Consider the following 21,393-nt stretch of genomic DNA (forward strand, 5'->3'; position numbering starts at 1 on the left):
GCCTTATAATTTTGTACCCCCAATTCCGGCAGTTCCCAGCTGCAGAAATCCCTGATATTCACTTTATCAATATCTTAATCCTTCTAACCATATCCATATCTTTTTAATATTTTTTATATATTGCGTGAGCATTTTTCGATATATCAATCAAAATAATTTAAGGACACGGGGGAAATGTAGTTGCATATGAGGTACTGTATGCAAATTCAGCCATTCAAAAGATCACAAGCCACGACCTGCTGTAAAAGATAAAAAATCATTGATGAAAAAAGGTGTATTCCTCTGTCTGCTGCTGCCAGTTATTTATATATTGCCTGCTATTGCCCAAATCAGAACGCTTACAGGCAAGGTAACTTCCGATAGCAGCGGGGCTCCGTTACCTGGTGTAACGATTTGCATTAAAGGTTCCACTTACCGTATTGCCACCGGAGAGGATGGCACATTCTCTCTTCCTGTAGGCGGGACGCAGGAGTTGATTTTCTCTATGGTAGGGTATGCTGGTAAACAACTGAAAGCAGATGCTGCTACCACCCGGCTGGATGTACGGTTGAAACCTGATCAGTCCAGGCTTTCCGAGGTAGTAGTGGTTGGTTACGGGCAACAAACACAACGTTATACAACAGAGGCGGTATCCGTGCTGAAATCCAATGTAGTGGAGAATGTGCCGGCCATTACTCCGCAACAGTTATTACAAGGGCAGGTAGCAGGTGTACAGATGACGAATTCTTCCGGTTTACTGGGTGGAGCGTCTTTACTACGGATACGTGGAGCAGCGTCCGTTACAGCAGGTGGACAACCGTTATTTGTAGTCGATGGAGTGCCGTTGAGTGATGGTCAGTATAATACGCCATACAGTGGTGGGGCTGCATTGAACCCGCTGCTGGAGCTGAATCCTGATGATTTCGAGTCCATTACTATATTAAAGGATGCGGCTGCTGCTGCTATTTATGGTTCAAGAGGTTCCAATGGTGTCGTACTTATTAAGACCAAAAGAGGAACTACCAACAGCAAAACAAAGGTACAACTGGACTATTATACCGGCTGGTCAAAACCTACGAATACACTGAAGGTATTGAATGCAGATGAGTACCGTACTTACTATAATGATTATATCACCAAGGTGACAGGTAATCCAACCGTTGATTTCCCTGCAAAAGGATTTGACTGGGCAGATGCAGTAAAAAGGACTGGCAAAACGAATAACTATTCGCTTTCTGCCAGTGGCGGAAATGATAAAACGAAGTTTTACCTGGGAGGCAGTTACCTGAATCAGGAAAGTTTTGTTATCGGGAATGACCTGAAGAAACTGACCGGCCGTCTGAATCTGGAACATAGCTTGAGTAAACGGGTACATTTTGGAGTGAACTTCACTACTGCCTATACTGATATGGACCGTATTCTTGTTGAAAGTGATCTGACGGCACCTTTCACTGCCGGATACCTGAATACACCTTTTACACCTGCGTATACCGATAACGGACAGTTTGCTGATCCTGCTAATAATGCACTGGCCGTAGTGGGATTAAACAGGAATAAATACTATACCCGCCGTAATACCGGTAACGCCTATGCGACAATTAATATCACAGATCATTTGTGGATAAAAAGTGACTGGGGCATTGATCAGTTGCAAACAGAAGAGCGTTACCGCAAATCTGAAAAGATAACTCCCGGTGGTGTTGGCGGACGTACTATCTGGCAGGATAATAAATGGTTAACAACTAACAGTCTGAATTACGAAAAGGACCTTACGCAGGACCATCACATTGAATTGCTGGCAGCGCATAGTTTTGAAACAGCCCGTTATGATGATATAAAAGTAAGTGGTAGCGGATTTACCAGTGATAAGTTGCTGAATGTGGGATCTGCTTCTGTACCTCTCACTACTTCCGCAACAGGAAAAGAATGGGCGCTGGAATCCTATATTTTCCGCGCAGGTTACCGGTACAAGGATAAATATATGGCAGAAGCCTCTTTCAGAAGAGATGGATCTTCCCGTTTTGGCAGTAATAAAAAGTATGGTGATTTCTGGGCTGTTTCTGCAGGCTGGGTAATATCGCAGGAACAGTTTATGCACTCCGTGGAATTTATCAATTATCTGAAACTGACAGCCAGTTATGGTGTTACTGGTAATGACCGCATTGGTTATTACGATTACCTGGCATTATATTCAGCAGGCACAGATGCCAACTACGCCGGACAACCGGGATTAAGACCTACACAGGCGAGCAATCCTAACCTGGGATGGGAATCTACAGGACAGCTAAACATTGGATTAGCGGCGAATGCATTGGATAACAGACTGCAATTGAATATTGATTATTACCGCAAGAATTCGAAGGATGTACTGTTATATGTAGCATTCCCTTCTACTACAGGTTTTGGCTATGGCACCAGGAATTCCGGGAAGATGCAGAATAATGGGGTGGACCTGCAAATAACAGGTGTAGCGGTGAAGAACAAAGATTTTGAATGGACAACCTCTTTGAATGCAGGCTATCTGAAAAATATAGTCACACAGTTGCCATCTGATACGAGAGATGAAGAAGGCCGGAATTTTATTATAGGTTCTTATAATGGACAACGCGCGATACAGGGTTATTCACTGAATTCATTTTACCTGATAAGATATAAAGGGATTAATGCAGAGACCGGGGACCCTGAGTGGTATACCAAAGACGGTAAGACAACAACAGCTCCAACCAGCAATGACCAGATCATAGCCGGTAGTGCTCTTCCGAAATTCACGGGTGGCTTTAATAATACATTCCGGTATAAACATTTTGATCTGGGGATTAACTTCTATTTCTGTACCGGTAATAAAGTAATGTTATCAGAATTCCAGTACCTGGATAATCCTACTTATGGACTGAATGTAAGCAAGGATCTGCTCAATTACTGGAAGCAACCGGGAGACAAGGCATTTGCACCTTCCGCTACAAGTGCATCCTGGAGCAGTCAGAATAATATTTCACAGTTGTCTACGGCGCAGTTATTTGACGGATCTTATCTGCGTTTAAAGACATTGACACTTGGATATAATCTGCCGGCGGCATTACTGAGCAACACACATATATTAAACAGTGCCCGTGTGTATGTACTGGGGCAGAATTTATGGACAGCCACTAAAAAAGGTTTCCGCGGAGCAGACCCTGAAGTCTCTGAATATGGCTCTAACGGGCAGGTAGCAGGAGAATCATTCTTTTCACTTCCCCAGCCTAAAACAATTACAGTAGGCGTTAACCTGGTATTTTAAAATGTACACAATGAACCGACATAATATATTGATATGGTTCCTGGCAGGAATCACTGTAACGGGTATCTTTTCCTGTAGCGACAAACTGGATCTGGAACCGGAGCAGGCTATTTCTTCCGGAGAAGTATTCACATCCGGCAGCACTGCGTTAAGCGCTTTATATGGCGTATACAGCCGTTCCCAGCGACTGGAAGTATTCGGGGGTGAGCCTCAGGCCATTGCTGAATTTATGGCGGATAACGTCAATTATGTAGGAGTCCTTGGAATAAAGGACATTGGCGCTTTTACAACGGCGCCGGGTAATTCTTATGTGAGTGAGATGTGGCGTTTGCATTATGATGTTATTATGGGCGCGAATGCAGTGGTGGACCGTGTACCGGGAATATCGGATCCTGCATTTTCAGATGTAAACCGGAAGATGTATGTGGCAGAGGCGAAATTTATGCGGGCTATTTTGTATTTCCAGTTACTGAATCTGTATGCACAGCCTTACCAGGTAGGACAGGGAGCGCAGCCTGGTATTCCGCTGGTCATACAGGCATTTGATGGTACTATTACTTATCCATCCAGGGCAACGGTGAACGAGGTGCAGTTGCAGATTGAAAAGGATTTACTGGAAGCCTTGCCAGACCTGAGCGATACTTTCGCTGATGCGGCACTGGCAAGGGGGCGTGCTACCAAGGGGGCAGCTAATGCATTATTGTCCAGATTATATTTATATCGTGAAGAGTGGGATAAGGCAGCTACTTATGCGAAGGCGGTTCTGGATGCACCTTATTATACGCTGGCAGGGAATTACAGTTTTTATGATGCGAATTCTGCGGAGGATGTGTTTTCTATTCAGAATACGGATACTGATAATCCTAATACGGGTAGTGGCAGCTGGTCTACTTATTACCGTCCGGTAAGTGCAGGTGGAAGAGGTGATTGTCCTTTTACGACTGAACTGATCCAGGCATTTGCACAGGAAGCGAACGATCTGCGTTACGCGATGAGTGATGAGGGAACAGCCGCTAACCGTGAGGTGCGCCGGTTTTCACTGAAGTTCCCGAATGTATCTACGAGTAAGGATAATGCACCGCTGATAAGAGTTACTGAAATGTACCTGAACCGTGCGGAGGCACTGGCAACACTAAATGGGGTGAACCAGGAGTCTATAGATCTGATGAATACGCTGCGTACAAGGGCCGGCCTGGCAGGATGGGATATCAATAGTTTTGTGAGCGGAGCCGATCTTGTTAATGCGATCTTAAATGAGAGGCGTAAAGAGCTTTGTTTTGAAGGGCATCGCAGAATGGATTTACTGAGAAGAGGGTATTCTTTACGTACAGCAGATCCGGATAAGAAGGCCGGAGCTGACAGAGTAATTTTGCCTATACCTCAACGGGAAATAGATCTTAGTCCTGCTTTGAAGGGGCATCAGAACCCTGGTTATAATTAAAATAAAGATGACAGTTCATACAGAAAGGGATAGGTCCAGGGTATCCGGAAATGTCCCTTTTTTGTTTTATTAGACACTTTTTCCCATTATAAAAATATTTATTTGAAAAATTTAACACGCCGAAAATCACGCCAGTAGTGACTATTGGAATATTTTTTTATCATGATACTTTAGTTGTATACCGATGTATTGCTACAAATCGTATTTTAGCCTCAGTTTAAGAAAGATTTAACAATTTAATAAGGGTTACAAACTTTAATAAGGGAGACAAAATCTAAAAATAAAATAAAATCTAAACGTAATAATAGGAACCCAAGCCGAAATCTGAATTGCAGTTGAATAGCAAATGACCAATAAGTTATAACAAAGTCTATTTTTTGCATTGTGTAGCAATGTGGAGGTGCCATGAGCATACTTTGATAATTATTTTGATCTGTTACCTGTAAACAAAGATCCCCGGTTTAACAAAGAAGAAGAATTGAACTGAACTGTAGTACTTAAGTGTACTGGAAGCGTGCTTAACAACATAAAATCTAAACTCGATACTGGTGTTAACTGCCCAGATTATCTAAACTATTTATTGTATCTAAAAATTGGTTTTAACTATTTGCTTTGCCCGATTGTTCTTTTGCAAACTGTACTGCTGGTTTACAGAACATAGGGTCCATTGGAGAAAAAATTAAAGATTTTATCAAATTCATGATTTGCTTATGAAAAAAGGTTTACTCATTTGGCTGCTTGCGGTCATTGGTGCGATCCACGTCACAGCCCAAACAAGAAACATAACGGGAAAGGTTACTGACGGCAAGGACAACTCTCCTTTACCAGGAGTGACTGTGGTTATTAAAGGCTCCAACAAGGGAGTACTTACAAAAGGCGATGGTACGTATACCGTATCTGCCCAGGAAGGAGAAACACTTGTATATTCATTCATTGGATATATCAGTAAACAAGCTCCGGTGACTGGAAATAGTGTTATTAACATATCACTTGACGCCGACAACAAACAACTTGGTGAAATAGTAGTTACAGCTATTGGTATCAAGCGCACAGAAGCTTCTCTTGGTTATTCTGTTTCGCAGATTAAACCAGATCAGATCACACAGAAATCTGAACCGGACATCCTGAAAGGTCTGCAGGGTAAAGTAGCCGGTGTGGATATCAGAGCTGGTCAGGGTACACCTGGTGGAGCCACTAAAATTAATATCCGTGGTTTTACTTCATTCTTTGGTAGTAACGAACCTCTTATTGTTGTAGATGGTATTCCATATAATAATGACCAGGTAACAACCTCCAGCCAGACATCCGGTGGTGGTGCTTATTCCAGTGGTCTGTCTTCCCTTGATCCTAATGATATTGCTTCTATCAGCGTACTGAAAGGTGCAGCTGCTGCGGCTTTGTATGGTTCCAGAGCATCTAACGGAGCTTTGATTGTTACTACTAAATCCGGTAGTGCTTCAATTTCCAAACGTAAAACAGAAGTAACCTACAGTTCTTCTGTATCTATAGAAAACATAGCCAGTTTACCTGATTACCAGAACCTGTATGGTGCGGGTAACAAGTTTAACTATGCGAACTCCAACGGTTCATGGGGACCTAAATTTGGCAGCAGGGATTCAATTCCTGCATGGCCTGATTATCTGGCTGCTTTCCCTGACTTATTTCCAGTATCAGGTAATATAAAATATCAGGCACAACCCAATAACGTAAAGGACCTGTTCAGGACCGGTACCGTTATTGAGAATTCAGTATCTGCGAACGGTGGTACCGACAAATCAGCTATCAGTGCAACTGCTTCTTATCTTAATCAGGATGGTTACGTACCTAACTCCTCTTTCAATCGTGGAAGTATGAGTGTAGGTGGTACTACAAAACTGGATAATGGATTACAGGTAGGCGCTAACTTCAGCTATTCCAGAAGCAACCAGTTGGGTAGCGTGTTCGGTGAAAACCAGGTAGATGGAGCTGCTTCCTCTTTCGCACGTACTTTGTTCCTGGCCAGAAACTGGGACCTGAATCTGCCTTATGAAGATGCAAACGGCAAACCTGTTTCTCCATTGACTGCACAATTTGATAACCCACGCTGGGCATGGAAACATAATACTGTAAGTACAAATACAGACCGTTATATCGCAGGTTTAAAGCTGAGTTATAACATCCTGCCATGGATTAACGTGAGTTACCAGCTTGGTACAAACACCAATAGTTTCTTCAGACGTGAAATCACTGATATCGGTTCCCGTGCTGCTGAAGGTAAAGGCCGTATCATAGAACAGAATTATCAGTTCCAGGAAATAGAATCAAACCTGTTGGCTACATTCACTCCTAAGATTGGGGGTGGTGATAAATTCCACTTCCGTGGTATTTTGGGTCATAACGTAAACCAACGTTCAGAGCGTATTCAGACAATGACCGGTAACGAGATCGTGAATGCCGGTATCTATAATATTACGAATACAAAGAGTGTATTAGGCGTATCTGAATTTTACAGACACAGGTTATATGGCGTGTTTGCCAACCTGGAACTGGACTATAAGAATTATCTGTTCTTAACCCTGACCGGTAGAAATGATAAATCTTCTACACTGCCAAAAGATAATAATAGTTACTTCTATCCAAGTGCTTCTGCTGCATTCGTATTTACTGAAGCCCTGGGCATAGGTGGGAATGTGCTGAACTTTGGTAAGGTACGCACAAGCTGGGCTAAGGTTGGTCGTGATGCAGATCCTTACAGTCTGACAAACACTTTCAATATCAATACTGCATTTCTTGGACAGGCAGGCGCAATACAGACTCCTACTGCAGCAAATCCTTTGTTGAAACCTGAGTTTACGCAAGACTTTGAAATAGGTACTGTACTGGAATTCCTGGACAGACGTATTACTTTTGACGGAGCTGTTTACCAGCGTACTTCTACGAACCAGATTGCTACTTTACCTATTCCTGCATCGTCCGGTTTTACCAGAGTGTATGACAACTTTGGTAAAATAACCAACAAAGGTATAGAACTGGATCTGGGTCTTACTCCTGTAAGAACAAAAGATTTCACCTGGACATTGCATGGTATTTTCACCAAGAACAAAAGCAAGGTTGTTAGTCTTACAAAAGGTGTTGACCGCATTGAGTTGAGTGGTATCTTAAGTGACATCTCTCCTTACCTGGAAGCAGGGAAGCCTTATGGTTACCTGCGTGGATCAGTAAATGCACGTGATAGTAAGGGTAACCTGTTGATTAACCCAACTACCGGTTTACTGATCAGATCTACAGAACAACAGATGGTAGGTGATCCTAATCCTGATTTCAAAGCAGGTATTAATACTACTTTGACTTATAAAGGATTTTTCCTGAACGCGCTGTTTGATATGACAAAAGGCGGAGATATTTATTCTGTAACAGTTAGTTCACTGCTTGGACGTGGTGTAACCCTGGACACAAAAGATCGTGAAGGCGGTTTTGTAATTCCTGGTGTTTATGGTGATGCTAATACCGGTAAACCATTGGTTGATGCAAAAGGTGCTGAGATACCTAACCACACAATTATAAGTAAGAATGAAATGTTCTTTGGTGAATCATTCGCCATCAACGCAGCTACTGAATGGAACGTATATGATGCAACATTGTACACCTTCCGTGAAGCTACTTTAGGATATACTTTCCCGAAAGAAATGTTTACTAAAACACCAATTGGTGGTTTAACAATCACCTTCACAGGACGTAACCTTTGGTACCTGGCACCTAACATGCCTAAGTATACAAACTTCAATCCTGAGGCAGGTAGTTTTGGTAATACAAACGTTCAGGGTATAGAACTCTCCGGTGCACCGACTACCCGTCGCTTTGGTGTGAATCTTAAAGTATCATTCTAATTTTCAAAACAAAAAAAGAAGCGATGAAAAGGAAACTATATATATGCCTGGGAATGTTGGTAATATTCACCAGTTGTACAAAGAACTTTCTTGATATTAATACAGACCCGAATAAACCGATTAAAGTAGATCTGGCAAAATTACTGCCTTCCACAGAACAGGGTTTATCATATTCACTTGGTTTTACAAATGATAACAGGGGGGCCCGCGGGTTGACTGAAATATTATCTGTATACACGCATCAGATTACTGTACGTGAGTCTCAGGACCAGTATGGTATAGATGGAAGTGATATCAATATTAATGGTGCATGGACCGGTATTTACGCCAGTGCTGGTGCACAGGTTGGAAACGATGTGCTGGGAACTTTAGAGAATGCTGAGGTAATTATCTCACAGGCTACAGCTCAGAAGAATATGATTTATGCAGGGATAGCTAAAATCATAAAAGCTTATGCAATGAGCGAACTGGTAGACGCATTCGGGAACATTCCTTACTCTCAGGCAAATAAGTATGCAACTGAAGGTATCAGATATCCTGTATATGATAAAGGCGCAACTATTTATCCTCAGTTGCTTGCTTTACTGGATGAGGGCATTGCAAACCTGTCAGACGCAACCGCGGCCAATACAAGTAAGCCAGGTAGTGATGATCTGTTCTATGGTGGTAGCGTTGCTAAATGGACTAATGCAGGGAATACCATTAAATTGAAACTGTACAATCAAATCAGACTGGTACAGAATGTTAGTACTGAAGTAACTGCTCTTGTAACCGGTGGCAAACTGATTGGTAGTACTGCCAACAGTCTGATGATGCCTTATGGCGCGAGTTCTTCCCCGGATGATCGTAACCCGGGTTTCAATGAGTATTTTGCTACACAGAAATCGCATTATCAGAGTCCCTGGTTCTATTCAATATTGAAAGGATACAATTCCAGAATATTTACCGGTAATGAAGATCCCCGTATTCCTTATTATTTCTATAATCAGCTTAGTGATGATGAGGCGGCACAAAGTCCGACTGAATACCGTGACGGAGCTTTCCTTTCTATCGTTTTTGGATCTGCAGGACCTAACCGGGATTTCGCACAGGATAACAGTATGACTGTATTCGGTATCTATCCTGTTGGTGGTCGTTATGATGAAGGTGATTCAAAAGCAGTAAAAGCCAGCGACGCTACAGGTGCTGCACCTTTCAGGATGCTGACTTATGCAGATAGACTGTATATTGAAGCAGAACTGATGATCAGCGGTGTACTGGCAGGTGATGCCCGTGCCAGATTATCTGCTGCGATCGATGAGTCTTTTGCCCAGGTTGATTTTGTTGTATCAAAAACCGGTACTTCCCAGGTAGTTCCAAAAATTGCAGGTACTGCAGCAGCAAAAACATATCGTGATAACGTGTTAGCAGAGTATGATGCTGCAACTGCTGCCAAGAAGCTGGAAATTATCATGACTGAGAAATGGATTCAAAGCTTTGGTAACAGTAATGAACAATATACTGATTACCGCAGAACTGGTTACCCTGTGTTATTTAATCCAAATGATAATACACAGGCTCCAAATCATAAATATCAGCCTCCCATCAACGGAGATCCTTTCAAACCTAATGCACAACCGGCAATAACAGTACAGTTGAGCAGAAGTTATCCGTTCTCCTTACCATGGAGTTTTGATGACCTGAACAGAAATCCAAATGCACCGGCACAGAAAGGGCCCGCTGCTGATTCATCCAGGGTATTCTGGGATGTAAACTGATTAATGTATTAAATCTGAAAGTATGAAGAAGTTTCTAAGTATATTGATAATAGCAACAGCAGTCATTGCTGGTTGCCGCAAGAATGACAATCCTAAATTGCCTGATGGCATTCAGAGTACCCCGCTTCCCCTTCTTGTTCAGGATACAGGAAGTACCGTCCTGATCCAGAATGTAGCGGCTTTTACAAGCAAATTTTCCGTACAGCTTTACTTCCCTGATGCAGCAAAGCCTAAGAAGTTTGACATAGTAGTAGCAATGTCCGGCGACTATACCAATGTGAAAACATTGAAAGCGGATGTGACTACATTTCCTACTTCTATAGATGTAACCGGTCCTCAGTTGGCCCAGTTGTTTGGTATTGCCGAAACGGATATAGTACCAGGTGATTATTTTGAAATAAGAGCGAATATCACTACCAGTAACGGCACCTTTTTAGAAGGGTTTACGCCTGCTGCACTTGATCCTGATAGCAACACTGTTGCTATTGCTCCTTATGGCACAGATGCTTCTACCTTTCCGGGTAGTAATCTGACTATCACCTATAGAGCAGTTTGTCCTCTTAATCTGGATGATTTCGTAGGTACTTATACACTTGATGACCCGGAGTTCTGGGGAGCCAGTTACTCTGTGAACATCACAAGGGATGGTACTTCAAACAGATTAAAAGTGGCAGGTTTTGTACAGGATCCCAGCGCTATAATTTACCTGACGGTAAAAGAATCTGCACAAACTATCACAGTACCTAAGCAGACTTATCTTCCGATTTTACCAACTACAACTTATCACAACCCATCTGTAGCAGGTACGGGAGTTGTTGATGCCTGTAATAATAAAATTACCCTGACACTTGATAACACAGTGGATGAAGGTAGTTTTGGTTCTTCAACAGTTAAGATCCACAAATAGTCTATTCAACATTATCACATAAAAAAGGAGAGCCTGTCCACATGGACAGGCTCTCCTTTTTTATGTGATAATGTTGAATACTAGTTTAATAATTCTTTCAGCTTAGCTTCCAGTGCTTCTCCTCTTAACCCAACAGCAACAACCTTACCCTGAGGGTCCAGTAACATATTGGTAGGAATAGAATTAATACCATATAAAGGTACTACTGCTGATTCCCAGAATTGAAGATCACTTACATGGTTCCATGCAAGACCATCTGTTTTGATAGCATCAGCCCATGCTTCTTTTTTCTTATCCAGTGATACACCTAATACGGTAAAGTTCTTGTTCTTGTATTCGTTATATGCTTTTACTACGTTAGGATTTTCCATGCGGCAAGGTTTGCACCAACTGGCCCAGAAATCAACCAATACATATTTACCACGGAAAGAACTAAGGCTTACCTTTTTACCGGAAAGGTCTGGCAAGGAAAAATCGGGCGCTTCCTGACCAATCTTAACACTGGTCATATTTGCATCTTCCTGTTCTGCACCAGCCATCTGCTGTGCGGAATCCTTCTGTTCAATTTCTGTGAGTTTGCTGGTAAGGCTGGCTAACAGTGTATTGGTAGGAAAGCGTTTTTTTGCATCTGCTACTATACTTTTATCTGCCAGGATAGTTTGTGTATTTACCATGCTCAAAGCAAATACAGCTACTGCCGGAGATTTAGTAGTGGTTGCAGCATGCAGTACATATTGTTCCAGTTCTTTTTCTTTAGCCTGCAGCGCTGCTACTTTTGGTTGCAGTATGCTATCAGGTGTTTTTGCCTGATGCAGACTGTCCAGCGTTCTCATATCATCTGTGAGAGACTTGTTCTTAGCACTAGCTTCATTCAGCAGTTGCTGAATTTCTACAGAGGCTTCTGAATTTTCTATTTTCGCCAGTTCCAGGTGATTAAAGTCGCCTTCTATTTCCATCTTTCCTGCATCAAGACCCAGGAGAATGAATTTATTGGTCTCTCCAAAGCGGATACGGTATAGCGCCTGCTCAGGAACGATGCCTTTTAAGGTAAACTTGCCACTGGCATCTTTTAATATGACAGTGTCAACTATTTTGGCTTCCTGTAAGGTCAGTTCTTCCAGGTAAACCGTGCCCAGTGGGGCATTATCGATATGTGCCTTAATCTCAAAATCCCCCTTTTCAGTAGGTTGGGAACAGCCAGCCAGTAAAATACCGATGGCTGCATATAATGCCAGTTTCTTCATATATGATAAATTGTATGTTACTTTAATTTTTCAGCCAGGAGCTGATTCGTGACCTTCGGATCTGCTTTTCCTTTGGAAAGTTTCATGACTTCTCCGACAAACAGTCCCATTAAACCCTTTTTACCGGAACGGAACTCCGCAACTTTGTCCGGGTATTTAGCCAGTACTTCGTCAATAATTGGTGAAATACTGTCTGCATTATTGTCCTGCAGGAGGTTCATACGGGTTGCAATATCCAGCGGACTTGTTTCCGGCTGGAGTAACAGTTCCGGAAAAATGCGGGAGGAAGCTATGGAAAAGCTCACCTTACCATCTTCCACTAACTGGATTAATGCTGCCAGTGCAGCTGCCGGTAAAGGGAATTGAGCCATTGATAATCCCTGTTCATTCAGTGTTGATTTTACAGGGCCGATTAACCAGTTGGCTACTGCTTTATGTTTGGGAATGATCTTCACCACCTGTTCAAAATAATCAGCCGTAGGCTTATCATCACAGACTACACGGGCATCATAATCTGAAAGGCCGTATTTATGTACGTATTGGTGTACAAGTGCATCCGGCAATTCGGGTAAGGCCTGCCTGATGGTATCCAGGTACTCTTCAGTAAGATGAAAGGGGGAGAGATCCGGTTCCGGGAAGTAGCGGTAATCATTCGCTTCTTCTTTGGAACGCATGGAGAAGGACGTACCATTGCCGGCATCAAAGCTACGGGTTTCCTGGACGATCTCGCCTCCGGTTTCTACCAGGGTGATCTGGCGTTTTATTTCTCCCTCTACTGCACGTTTTACGTTGCGTATAGAGTTAAGGTTTTTTACTTCTACTTTAGTGCCCAGTGTTTTTTCTCCTTTCAGGCGAATGGAGATATTGGCGTCACAACGCATGCTGCCTTCTTCCATATTGCCATCGCAGACATCTAACCAGCGTACCAGCCGGCGGAGCGTGGTAAGAAAGGCATATACTTCATCGCTGCTATGCAGGTCCGGTTCCGTAACAATTTCCACAAGAGGCACGCCTGCACGGTTGTAGTCAACCATGGTATTGTATGGGTCCTGATCATGCATGGACTTGCCGGCATCCTCTTCCAGGTGTATACGGTTCAATTGCACGGCTCTTTCACCTGCAGGTGTTGGGATGGTAACGATGCCTCCATTGCAGATGGGGGCTGTATGCTGTGAAATCTGATACCCTTTGGGGAGATCAGGATAAAAATAATTTTTGCGGGCAAAGTAATTATTCTGCTCAATGTCGCATCCGCAGGCAAGCCCGAGACGGACAGCAAATTCAACTGCTTTAGTGTTCAGGCGGGGCAATGACCCGGGATGGCCCAGTGTGATCGGGCTGATATGAGTATTGGGAGCGCCACCGAATGCCGCACTGTCGCCACAGAATAATTTGCTTTCTGTGAGGAGTTGTGCATGCACTTCCAGCCCTATCACTACTTCATATTTATCAAAATCTATGGTTGCGCTCATAATATAAGAATACTAAGTAGCGCAAATATATAAAATGGAAGGTAGAAAGGGGCATCAGGAGTTAAATGACAGCAGGGAACTATCAATAAAAATTCAATAATTTGATCAATGGTATATAAATTTAACAAAAAATTAGTAATCTTGTATATAGATCAAATTGATCTTATGATGTTAACTATCCATAACGGGGACTAAAAAAATCTTGTGCTTATTGAAAAATGCCTTGTTTGTAGTTGAACTATTCAAATCGTAACAATAATTATTATTATCAACCAGATCCATGATCTGATCTTTTTCTAAACCAAATCAAACTTTATGAGAAAAGTTTTGCTTTTTGCAACGGTCATGCTTTTGCTTCTATCCCACTATTCTTATTCGCAGGATAGGATGATAAAAGGTATAATAAAGGATGCAAAAGACAATTCACCATTACCCGGTGTTACCGTAAAGATCAAAGGAACTACTTCGGGTACTGTAAGTGCTGCTGATGGTACATACCAGCTTCCCCTGCCTAATGGCGCAACTACACTTACTTATTCTTTTATAGGTTATGCCGACCAGGAAATTGTTGTTGGCAACCGAACTACCATTGATATAGCGCTGGGTACGGGTAATAAAGATCTTTCTGAAGTAGTGGTAGTAGGCTATGGTACACAGGTGAAGAGAGAACTGACAGGAAGCATTTCCAAGATCAATGCCAGTGAGATAGAGAATTTTCCTGCACCCAGTTTTGAGTCTGCCTTACAGGGTAAAGCAGCAGGTGTGGTAATTGAATCAGGTAGTGGTAAACTTGGACAAGGCCTTAAGATCCGTATCCGTGGTACTTCTTCTATTGGCGCCAGCAGTCAGCCATTATATGTAGTAGATGGGATTCCGTTAGTATCAAGCAGTCAGTCTGATGCTAATAATGAGCCAACCAATCCATTGGCAGATATTAACCCTAACGATATTGAGTCTGTAGAAGTACTGAAAGATGCTTCAGCTGCTGCTATATATGGCGCACGTGCATCTAATGGAGTAGTATTGATCACTACTAAAAGAGGCCGCCAGGGCGAGAAAACGCAGATCTCTCTGGATTTAAGCAGGGGCTTTAGTAATCCTACCAAGAAGCGTGGATTCCTGAATGCAAGACAGTATGTAGACCTGTTACATGAAGCGGCTACCAATGATGGTAAAACTGGTTTTGCTATTGGTGATTTTGCGTCAGAAGCGGAAGGAATAAAATACATGACAGACTATGTTGATAGCTATATGGATTATTATTCATTGGGTACCGACTGGCGTAATGCTAAAGTAAATACGAACTGGGAAGATCAGATCTATCATAAGAATGCTCCAAGCAGCCAGGTGAATCTTTCTGCTTCCGGTGGCAATGAAAAAACACGTTTCTTCGTTTCCGGTTTCTATAGTGATCAGGATGCAATCATAAAAGTAAACCGTTTCAGAAGATATGGTGGAAGGTTAAACCTCGACCACACAGCAAGCTCTCACTTATCCCTGGGAGTGAATCTTGCAGTAAACCGTTCACAGCTTGACAGGGTTTCTGATGATAATGCCTACTCCACTCCAGGGCAGGTAGTGGCACAGATGCCTATTTCTCCGTTGATCGATTCCGCTACAGGCAAGCTGAATAACAATACACTTTACCCAAGTGGATTGTATGATGCGCAATACAACTTCGACAAACAGGTGAATTTTCACACTATCGGTAGTGCATATGTGAACTATACTTTCTTCCCATCCTTGTCTTTCCGTTCAGAAGTAGGTACGGACCTGTATAACCTGACAGAAGATGAATATAACGGTAAGCTCAGTTCTGATGGTGCCGGTATTGGTAAGGGAACATTTGTGTCTACACAAACAGTAAGTTTAAATACCAATAACTATTTTACGTTTACCCCTAACCTGGGAAAATCTCATAAACTAACGGCTACTTTAGGTATGAGTTATCTGCAGAATGATAATAAAGGTTCGTATTTACAGGGGGAAAACTATCCTTCAGATGCAGTACCAGATCTTTCCGGTGCAGCAACTATTACAGGTGGCTCAACTACCAATGTGCGTTATACCTTCCTTTCTTACTTCCTGCGTGGTAATTATTCTTTCATGAATAAATACCTGTTTTCTGCCAGTGTACGTACAGATGGTTCTTCCCGTTTTGGTCCAAAAAACCATTATGGATGGTTCCCTGCTGTTTCTGCGGGCTGGTTGATCTCTGAAGAAAAATTCCTGAAAGGAAACAACGTTTTAAATTATCTGAAACTGAAAGCCAGCTACGGTATTACAGGTAACTCAGAAATAGGTAATGGAAGATATCTTACACAGTTTCAAGTAACGAAGTATCCTTTGAATCCTGGTTATTCGACTGACAGGCCAGGTGTCTTAGGAAATGATTCACTTAAATGGGAAAAGACAAAACAGTTTGATGCGGGGATAGAATTCGGATTCCTGAATAACAGGATCTCCGGTGAAGTTGATTATTATAATAAACAAACATCTGATCTGTTGCTGGCAGCTAACATTCCATATACATCCGGTTTCTCCACAGTGTACAGAAACGCAGGAGACATGGAGAATAAAGGGGTGGAAATCACATTGAACAGCCGTAACATAGACGCTAAGGATTTCGTATGGACTACCACTCTGAATCTAGGTTATAACAAGAACAGGGTGAAAAATATTGGTGGTCAGATATTTGAAAGTTCCGGCGGAGAGCAACGTGCAGTTGAAGGACAGCCTATCGGTACCTTCTACATGGCAAAGTTTGCAGGCGTTGATCCGGCAAACGGAGATGCACTGTATTATGATGCAAGTGGCAAAAAAACTAATGATTACAGCGCAGCACCAAGAATGGTGGTTGGTCAGGGTAATCCTGACTGGACCGGTGGTTTATCCAACGCAGTATCTTATAAAGGTTTTGACCTGAACGTACTGTTTACTTTTGTAAGCGGTAACAGTATTTATAACAGGGCAGGTATTTATCAGGCTGCCGGCTTTGGAGGTGGCTTTGATAACCAGACACATGAAATGCTGGGCAGATGGCAGAAAGCCGGTGATGTTACCAACATTCCCCGTTTGTCTTTCTACTATGGGAACGGCACGGCAGAATCTTCCCGTTGGATATATGATGGTTCTTATATCCGTCTGAAAACTGTTACCCTGGGTTATACAGTGCCTAAAGTAGTAACAAGTACTTTGCATATCGCCAGTGCAAGGTTATACGTTGCAGGTTATAACCTTTGGACCAAAACAAAATACATAAGTGATCCGGAAGTGAACACAGGTAGTAATGACAATAGCATTAGTAACATTGGTAGTGGTATAGATTTCTATACTATACCTCAGGCTAAAACTTTTACTGTTGGTTTAAATGTGAAGTTTTAATAACTGATTATTCAAACTTCAAATTGATTACACAAAAACATTAATTATGAAATCCGTTATCACGAAATATAAAATCTTAATAGTAGTTTTTTTAGGATTGCTATCGGCATCCTGTAATAAGAAACTTGATGTAAAACCACAGGACACCATCTCTCCTGATCAGATAAAAACTGAGGCAGACGTAACAGCATTGTTACTTGGAACATACGATGATCTTCAGTATTATGATGGCTTTGGGCAAAATTATCAGTTGATATCTGACCTGATAGCAAATGAGAATGATATTAGTTTTGTAGGAACTTATGCAGACTACAGAAGAGCGGCTAACAGAACACTGGACCGTACGTCGACTGTTGCAGAAGGAATCTGGTTAAATGGATATCGTGCTATTAATAAAGCCAATATTGTACTTAGTAAACTGGATGTTGTTTCTGCTGATAATAAAGATGCAGTATCTGGTGAAGCTAAATTTATCCGTGCTGTTTTTTATTATGAGTTAAGTGGTTTTTATGGTAAACCATATTCGGATGGTAACCTGACAACTAACCTTACAGTACCATTAGTACTGGATGCTGTTGTGAATACCGGTGAAATTGATAAAGCATATGTTGCCCGTGCTACTGTACAGGATATGCATACACAAATCGTGAAAGATCTGCAGGATGCCATTGCAGGACTGCCGGCAGATAATGGTACACGTGCTAATAAATATGCTGCTTATGCATTCCTTTCACGTGTATATCTTGCTGAAGGAAAATATGCAGAAGCGGCAACGGCTGCCAACGCTGTAATTGCCAGCGGTGTATATTCACTCACAAGCTCTTTTGCCGGTGCATTTAATAATGCATCTAACTCAAGCGAAGATATCTTTGGCATACAGCAGTCTGAACAGAGCAATACAGGCTCTTCCAATTTCGGTATCATTACTATGTTTGACTCTAATACTAATGGAGACAGAGGAGATGTTCAGGTAGATGCTAATCAGCCAACGATATATGAAGCTGGCGATGATCGTGGTAGTTTTTATTATGACGGAAAAAGTATTTCCGGTATTACTGGTTTATACACCTATAAGTATAGCACCAGGTACAAAGTTGTTCCTGTCGTTCGCCTTGCAGAAATGTACCTGACCCGCGGAGAAGCTAATCTTCGTAGTGGTGCACAGGTAGGTGATGCTACTCCGCTGGAAGATATTACTACCGTACGTGACCGTGCAAAAGCACCCTCCTTATCAGCTGTAACCGGAGATGATTTTGTAACAGAACGTTACCGCGAACTGGCTTTTGAAGGGGATAAATTCTGGACTAAAAAACGTCTGAAACTGGATATAGGAACATTAGCTTATGACAATGATAAGCTGATACTGCCTATCCCGGAAAGAGAAAGAGACGTGAACACCAAGCTGACACAGAATAACGGTTACTAAATATAATTGTTCTATAAAAAAGGCGCCCGGGATTCATCCCCGGGCGCCTTTTTGCTTTAACTTCAATGTTATGAGTACCGTGGACATCTACAAAGCACAGCAGGCGTTTTTTGCGTCAGGAAATACGCTGACGTATGCTTTCCGAAAGCAACAGCTTCAATTGCTGAAACAGGCAATTAAGCAGTATGAACAGCAGATTCTGACCGCATTACATGCTGATTTGCATAAACCTCCTGTAGAGGCATTTGGGAGTGAAATAGGGCTTATGTATGCGGAAATAAGAGGATTGCTCGCCGGCCTGAAACAATGGATGCTTCCGGAACAGGTAAGCAGTCCGTTTGCCCAGTATCCCAGCTACAGCAGGGTGTACCGGGCTCCGCTTGGACTGACACTGATCATATCCCCCTGGAATTATCCATTTCAGTTATTGATGGCCCCTTTGGCTGGCGCTATTGCCGGCGGGAACTGTGCTATAGTAAAGCCTTCGGAACTGGCGCCTCATACTGCTGCTGTGATAGAATCACTGATAAAAGAAACGTTCGATCCTGCCTATATAACAGTATTACAGGGAGATGGCAGTGTGGTCATTCCGGCAATTATGCAGCAGCGGTTTGATCATGTGTTCTTTACAGGTAGTCCCGGTGTAGGGAAAAAAATACTTGAAATGGCGGTGCCACATCTTACACCTGTAACGTTAGAATTAGGTGGAAAATCGCCTTGTGTAGTGGATGATAAAGTGAATATAAAAGTGGCTGCCAAACGTATTATCTGGGGAAAATACTGGAATGCCGGACAAACGTGTATCGCTCCGGATTATGTATTGGTACACCGGGATGTAAAGGATGAACTGGTCGCCGCAATGAAGAAAGCGATCATACAATTCTTTGGAGAAAATCCTTTTCAGAGCCCGGACTATGCAAGGATTATCAACGCTAAAAGATTTAATATACTGCGCAGTTATCTCGATCAGGGACATTTGCTTCATGGTGGTGCTGCTGATGAAAAGGAACTATACATAGCGCCAGCAATACTGGATGGCGTAAGCTGGGACAGTCCTGTTATGCAGGAAGAGATCTTTGGCCCGGTATTGCCGGTCATTACTTTTGATAAACTGGAAGAGGCGGTGCAACTGATCCGTCAGCAACCTTATCCGCTTTCATTATATGTATTTACGAAAAGAGCAAAGACAGAGAAAATATTATTAGAGCAGGTTCACTTTGGAGGTGGGTGTATCAATAATACCCTTGTACATTTTACCAATCATGAGCTACCTTTTGGCGGTGTGGGGAATAGTGGAATGGGGCGATATCACGGGAAGTACAGCTTTGATACGTTTACACATCTTAAGAGTGTAATGAAAACAGGTACCTGGATCGATATACCAGCTAAATATCCGCCTTATAAGAATAAACTGAAAATGGTGAAACTGATGATGAGATAACAGACGGCCGGCCAACAATGTTGCTGACCAGCCGTATCCAGGCTATAAATCGGCTTTATGTAATTTTTTGGGCACCTGTACCTGCAACGTAGTTTGTTGTCCATCTCTTTTCACCCTGGCATTCAAGGTCCCTTTATCTTTATTCTCCCGGTAAGTATTGGTGATATCATGAGCAGAATTTATTGGAGTGCCAGCCAGTTCAGTAATGATATCATTTTCTTTAAATCCTGCTTTTTCTGCGGCAGAACCTGGCACTACAGATAATACCACTGCACCTTCGCCGTTTTCTGTATCCTGCACAGACAGTCCAAGTTTTACATCGTCGTTATTATTGCGGAAGTTCATATCTCCACGTGGCATGTAACGGAAGAAATTATCAGGTCCGTCCTGATTATCGCTGCGAGGGAACAGTTGTGTACGTGGGAATTGTTCCATTTTTCGTTCGTCCAGCGCTACGGTAATTTTATTCTCTTTTTTATTACGCAGGTACGTGACAGTCACTTTATCTCCTGGTTCATGTGCGCCTATTTTTTCAAATAATTCCTTTGGTTCGGAGATCTTATCTGCATCGATCTGAGTAATTATATCTCCTTCCTTCATACCTGCTTTTTCGGCCGGGGTGCCTTTGCCAACTTCTTTTATTGTAGCGCCGGCAACTTCTTTCTTTTCAGTAATTACGCCTAATACAGCTTTTCCGGGAACGATAGACATTTCCGGGCCATTGTCATCACCATCATTATTGAAGAATTGAAGTCCACGGTGTTGTGGCATGCGGAAATCGAAACTGTTTCCGTCAACGGGTCTGATGCGGCGGCGGTAAACAGAGATATCTCCATCTTTGTAGGCATCCATCTTTTCTCCATCCACCAAAACATTTCCATCTTTGATTTCAATAGTTACCTTACCGTCTTTATCACTATTGCGTTTAATGACGATCTCGTCATATTCACCTAGTTTGTCGCCTTTTTTATCCTGGGCGTGTGAAGTAGTAATTGCAGCAAAGCAGGTTATGCTTGCCAGGGTAAGGGTTTGCAGTAGCTTGCTCATAAACTGATTGTTTTTTTGACAAATTTAGATGAGGGAGAGGCAAAGGAAAAGTTAAAATCGACGTATGTGGCGGAGACTGATAAAAATCGTAATATAGAGTATGGTTAAACAAACCAATGTTGTGCCTGGTGGCAGTTCTGGAAATAACGTTT

General features: G+C 42.4%; 11 protein-coding genes. 8 read left to right on the forward strand and 3 right to left on the reverse strand.

The window, feature by feature from the left end:
• Positions 1-262 precede the first annotated feature (262 nt).
• The 5 genes from GO495_RS19005 to GO495_RS19025 all read left to right on the forward strand — a co-directional run bounded on the left by GO495_RS19005 (position 263) and on the right by GO495_RS19025 (position 11,227).
• On the forward strand, positions 263-3,256 hold the full coding sequence (locus GO495_RS19005; protein ID WP_157301298.1) for a SusC/RagA family TonB-linked outer membrane protein: 2,994 nt from the start codon (positions 263-265) through the stop codon (positions 3,254-3,256).
• Positions 3,257-3,266: 10 nt separating this feature from the next.
• The gene (locus tag GO495_RS19010; protein WP_157301299.1) at positions 3,267-4,697 is read left to right on the forward strand and encodes a RagB/SusD family nutrient uptake outer membrane protein; all 1,431 of its coding nucleotides are present in this window, start codon (positions 3,267-3,269) and stop codon (positions 4,695-4,697) included.
• A 710-nt stretch (positions 4,698-5,407) separates the two neighbouring features.
• Positions 5,408-8,563: a SusC/RagA family TonB-linked outer membrane protein gene (locus tag GO495_RS19015; protein WP_157301300.1), complete on the forward strand. Its 3,156-nt coding sequence runs from the start codon at positions 5,408-5,410 to the stop codon at positions 8,561-8,563.
• A gap of 23 nt (positions 8,564-8,586) precedes the next feature.
• A complete protein-coding gene (locus GO495_RS19020; protein WP_157301301.1) occupies positions 8,587-10,320 on the forward strand; it encodes a SusD/RagB family nutrient-binding outer membrane lipoprotein in 1,734 nt (577 codons plus the stop codon).
• A gap of 22 nt (positions 10,321-10,342) precedes the next feature.
• On the forward strand, positions 10,343-11,227 hold the full coding sequence (locus GO495_RS19025; protein ID WP_157301302.1) for a hypothetical protein: 885 nt from the start codon (positions 10,343-10,345) through the stop codon (positions 11,225-11,227).
• 80 nt (positions 11,228-11,307) lie between these two features.
• Here GO495_RS19025 and GO495_RS19030 read toward each other — a convergent pair whose 3' ends face one another.
• Entirely contained in the window at positions 11,308-12,471 is a 1,164-nt protein-coding gene (locus GO495_RS19030; RefSeq protein WP_240915264.1) for a TlpA disulfide reductase family protein, read from the reverse strand.
• 17 nt (positions 12,472-12,488) lie between these two features.
• Positions 12,489-13,943 (reverse strand): Asp-tRNA(Asn)/Glu-tRNA(Gln) amidotransferase subunit GatB, encoded by a 1,455-nt coding sequence (gene gatB / locus GO495_RS19035; RefSeq protein ID WP_157301303.1) that lies wholly within the window; start codon positions 13,941-13,943, stop codon positions 12,489-12,491.
• A 315-nt stretch (positions 13,944-14,258) separates the two neighbouring features.
• On the opposite strand from gatB, the gene GO495_RS19040 reads away from it, so the two are divergent.
• The 3 genes from GO495_RS19040 (at position 14,259) to GO495_RS19050 (ending at position 20,194) form a co-directional block, all read left to right on the forward strand.
• The gene (locus GO495_RS19040; protein ID WP_157301304.1) at positions 14,259-17,327 is read left to right on the forward strand and encodes a SusC/RagA family TonB-linked outer membrane protein; all 3,069 of its coding nucleotides are present in this window, start codon (positions 14,259-14,261) and stop codon (positions 17,325-17,327) included.
• A 46-nt stretch (positions 17,328-17,373) separates the two neighbouring features.
• A complete protein-coding gene (locus GO495_RS19045; protein WP_157301305.1) occupies positions 17,374-18,753 on the forward strand; it encodes a RagB/SusD family nutrient uptake outer membrane protein in 1,380 nt (459 codons plus the stop codon).
• Positions 18,754-18,823: 70 nt separating this feature from the next.
• Complete coding sequence (locus GO495_RS19050) at positions 18,824-20,194, forward strand: aldehyde dehydrogenase (protein WP_157301306.1); 1,371 nt, start codon at positions 18,824-18,826, stop codon at positions 20,192-20,194.
• A 42-nt stretch (positions 20,195-20,236) separates the two neighbouring features.
• On the opposite strand, the gene GO495_RS19055 is transcribed toward GO495_RS19050, so the two are convergent.
• Complete coding sequence (locus GO495_RS19055) at positions 20,237-21,241, reverse strand: PDZ domain-containing protein (protein WP_157301307.1); 1,005 nt, start codon at positions 21,239-21,241, stop codon at positions 20,237-20,239.
• Between the last annotated feature and the right edge of the window lie 152 nt (positions 21,242-21,393).

This window comes from Chitinophaga oryziterrae (assembly GCF_009758125.1).
Classification (GTDB): domain Bacteria; phylum Bacteroidota; class Bacteroidia; order Chitinophagales; family Chitinophagaceae; genus Chitinophaga; species Chitinophaga oryziterrae.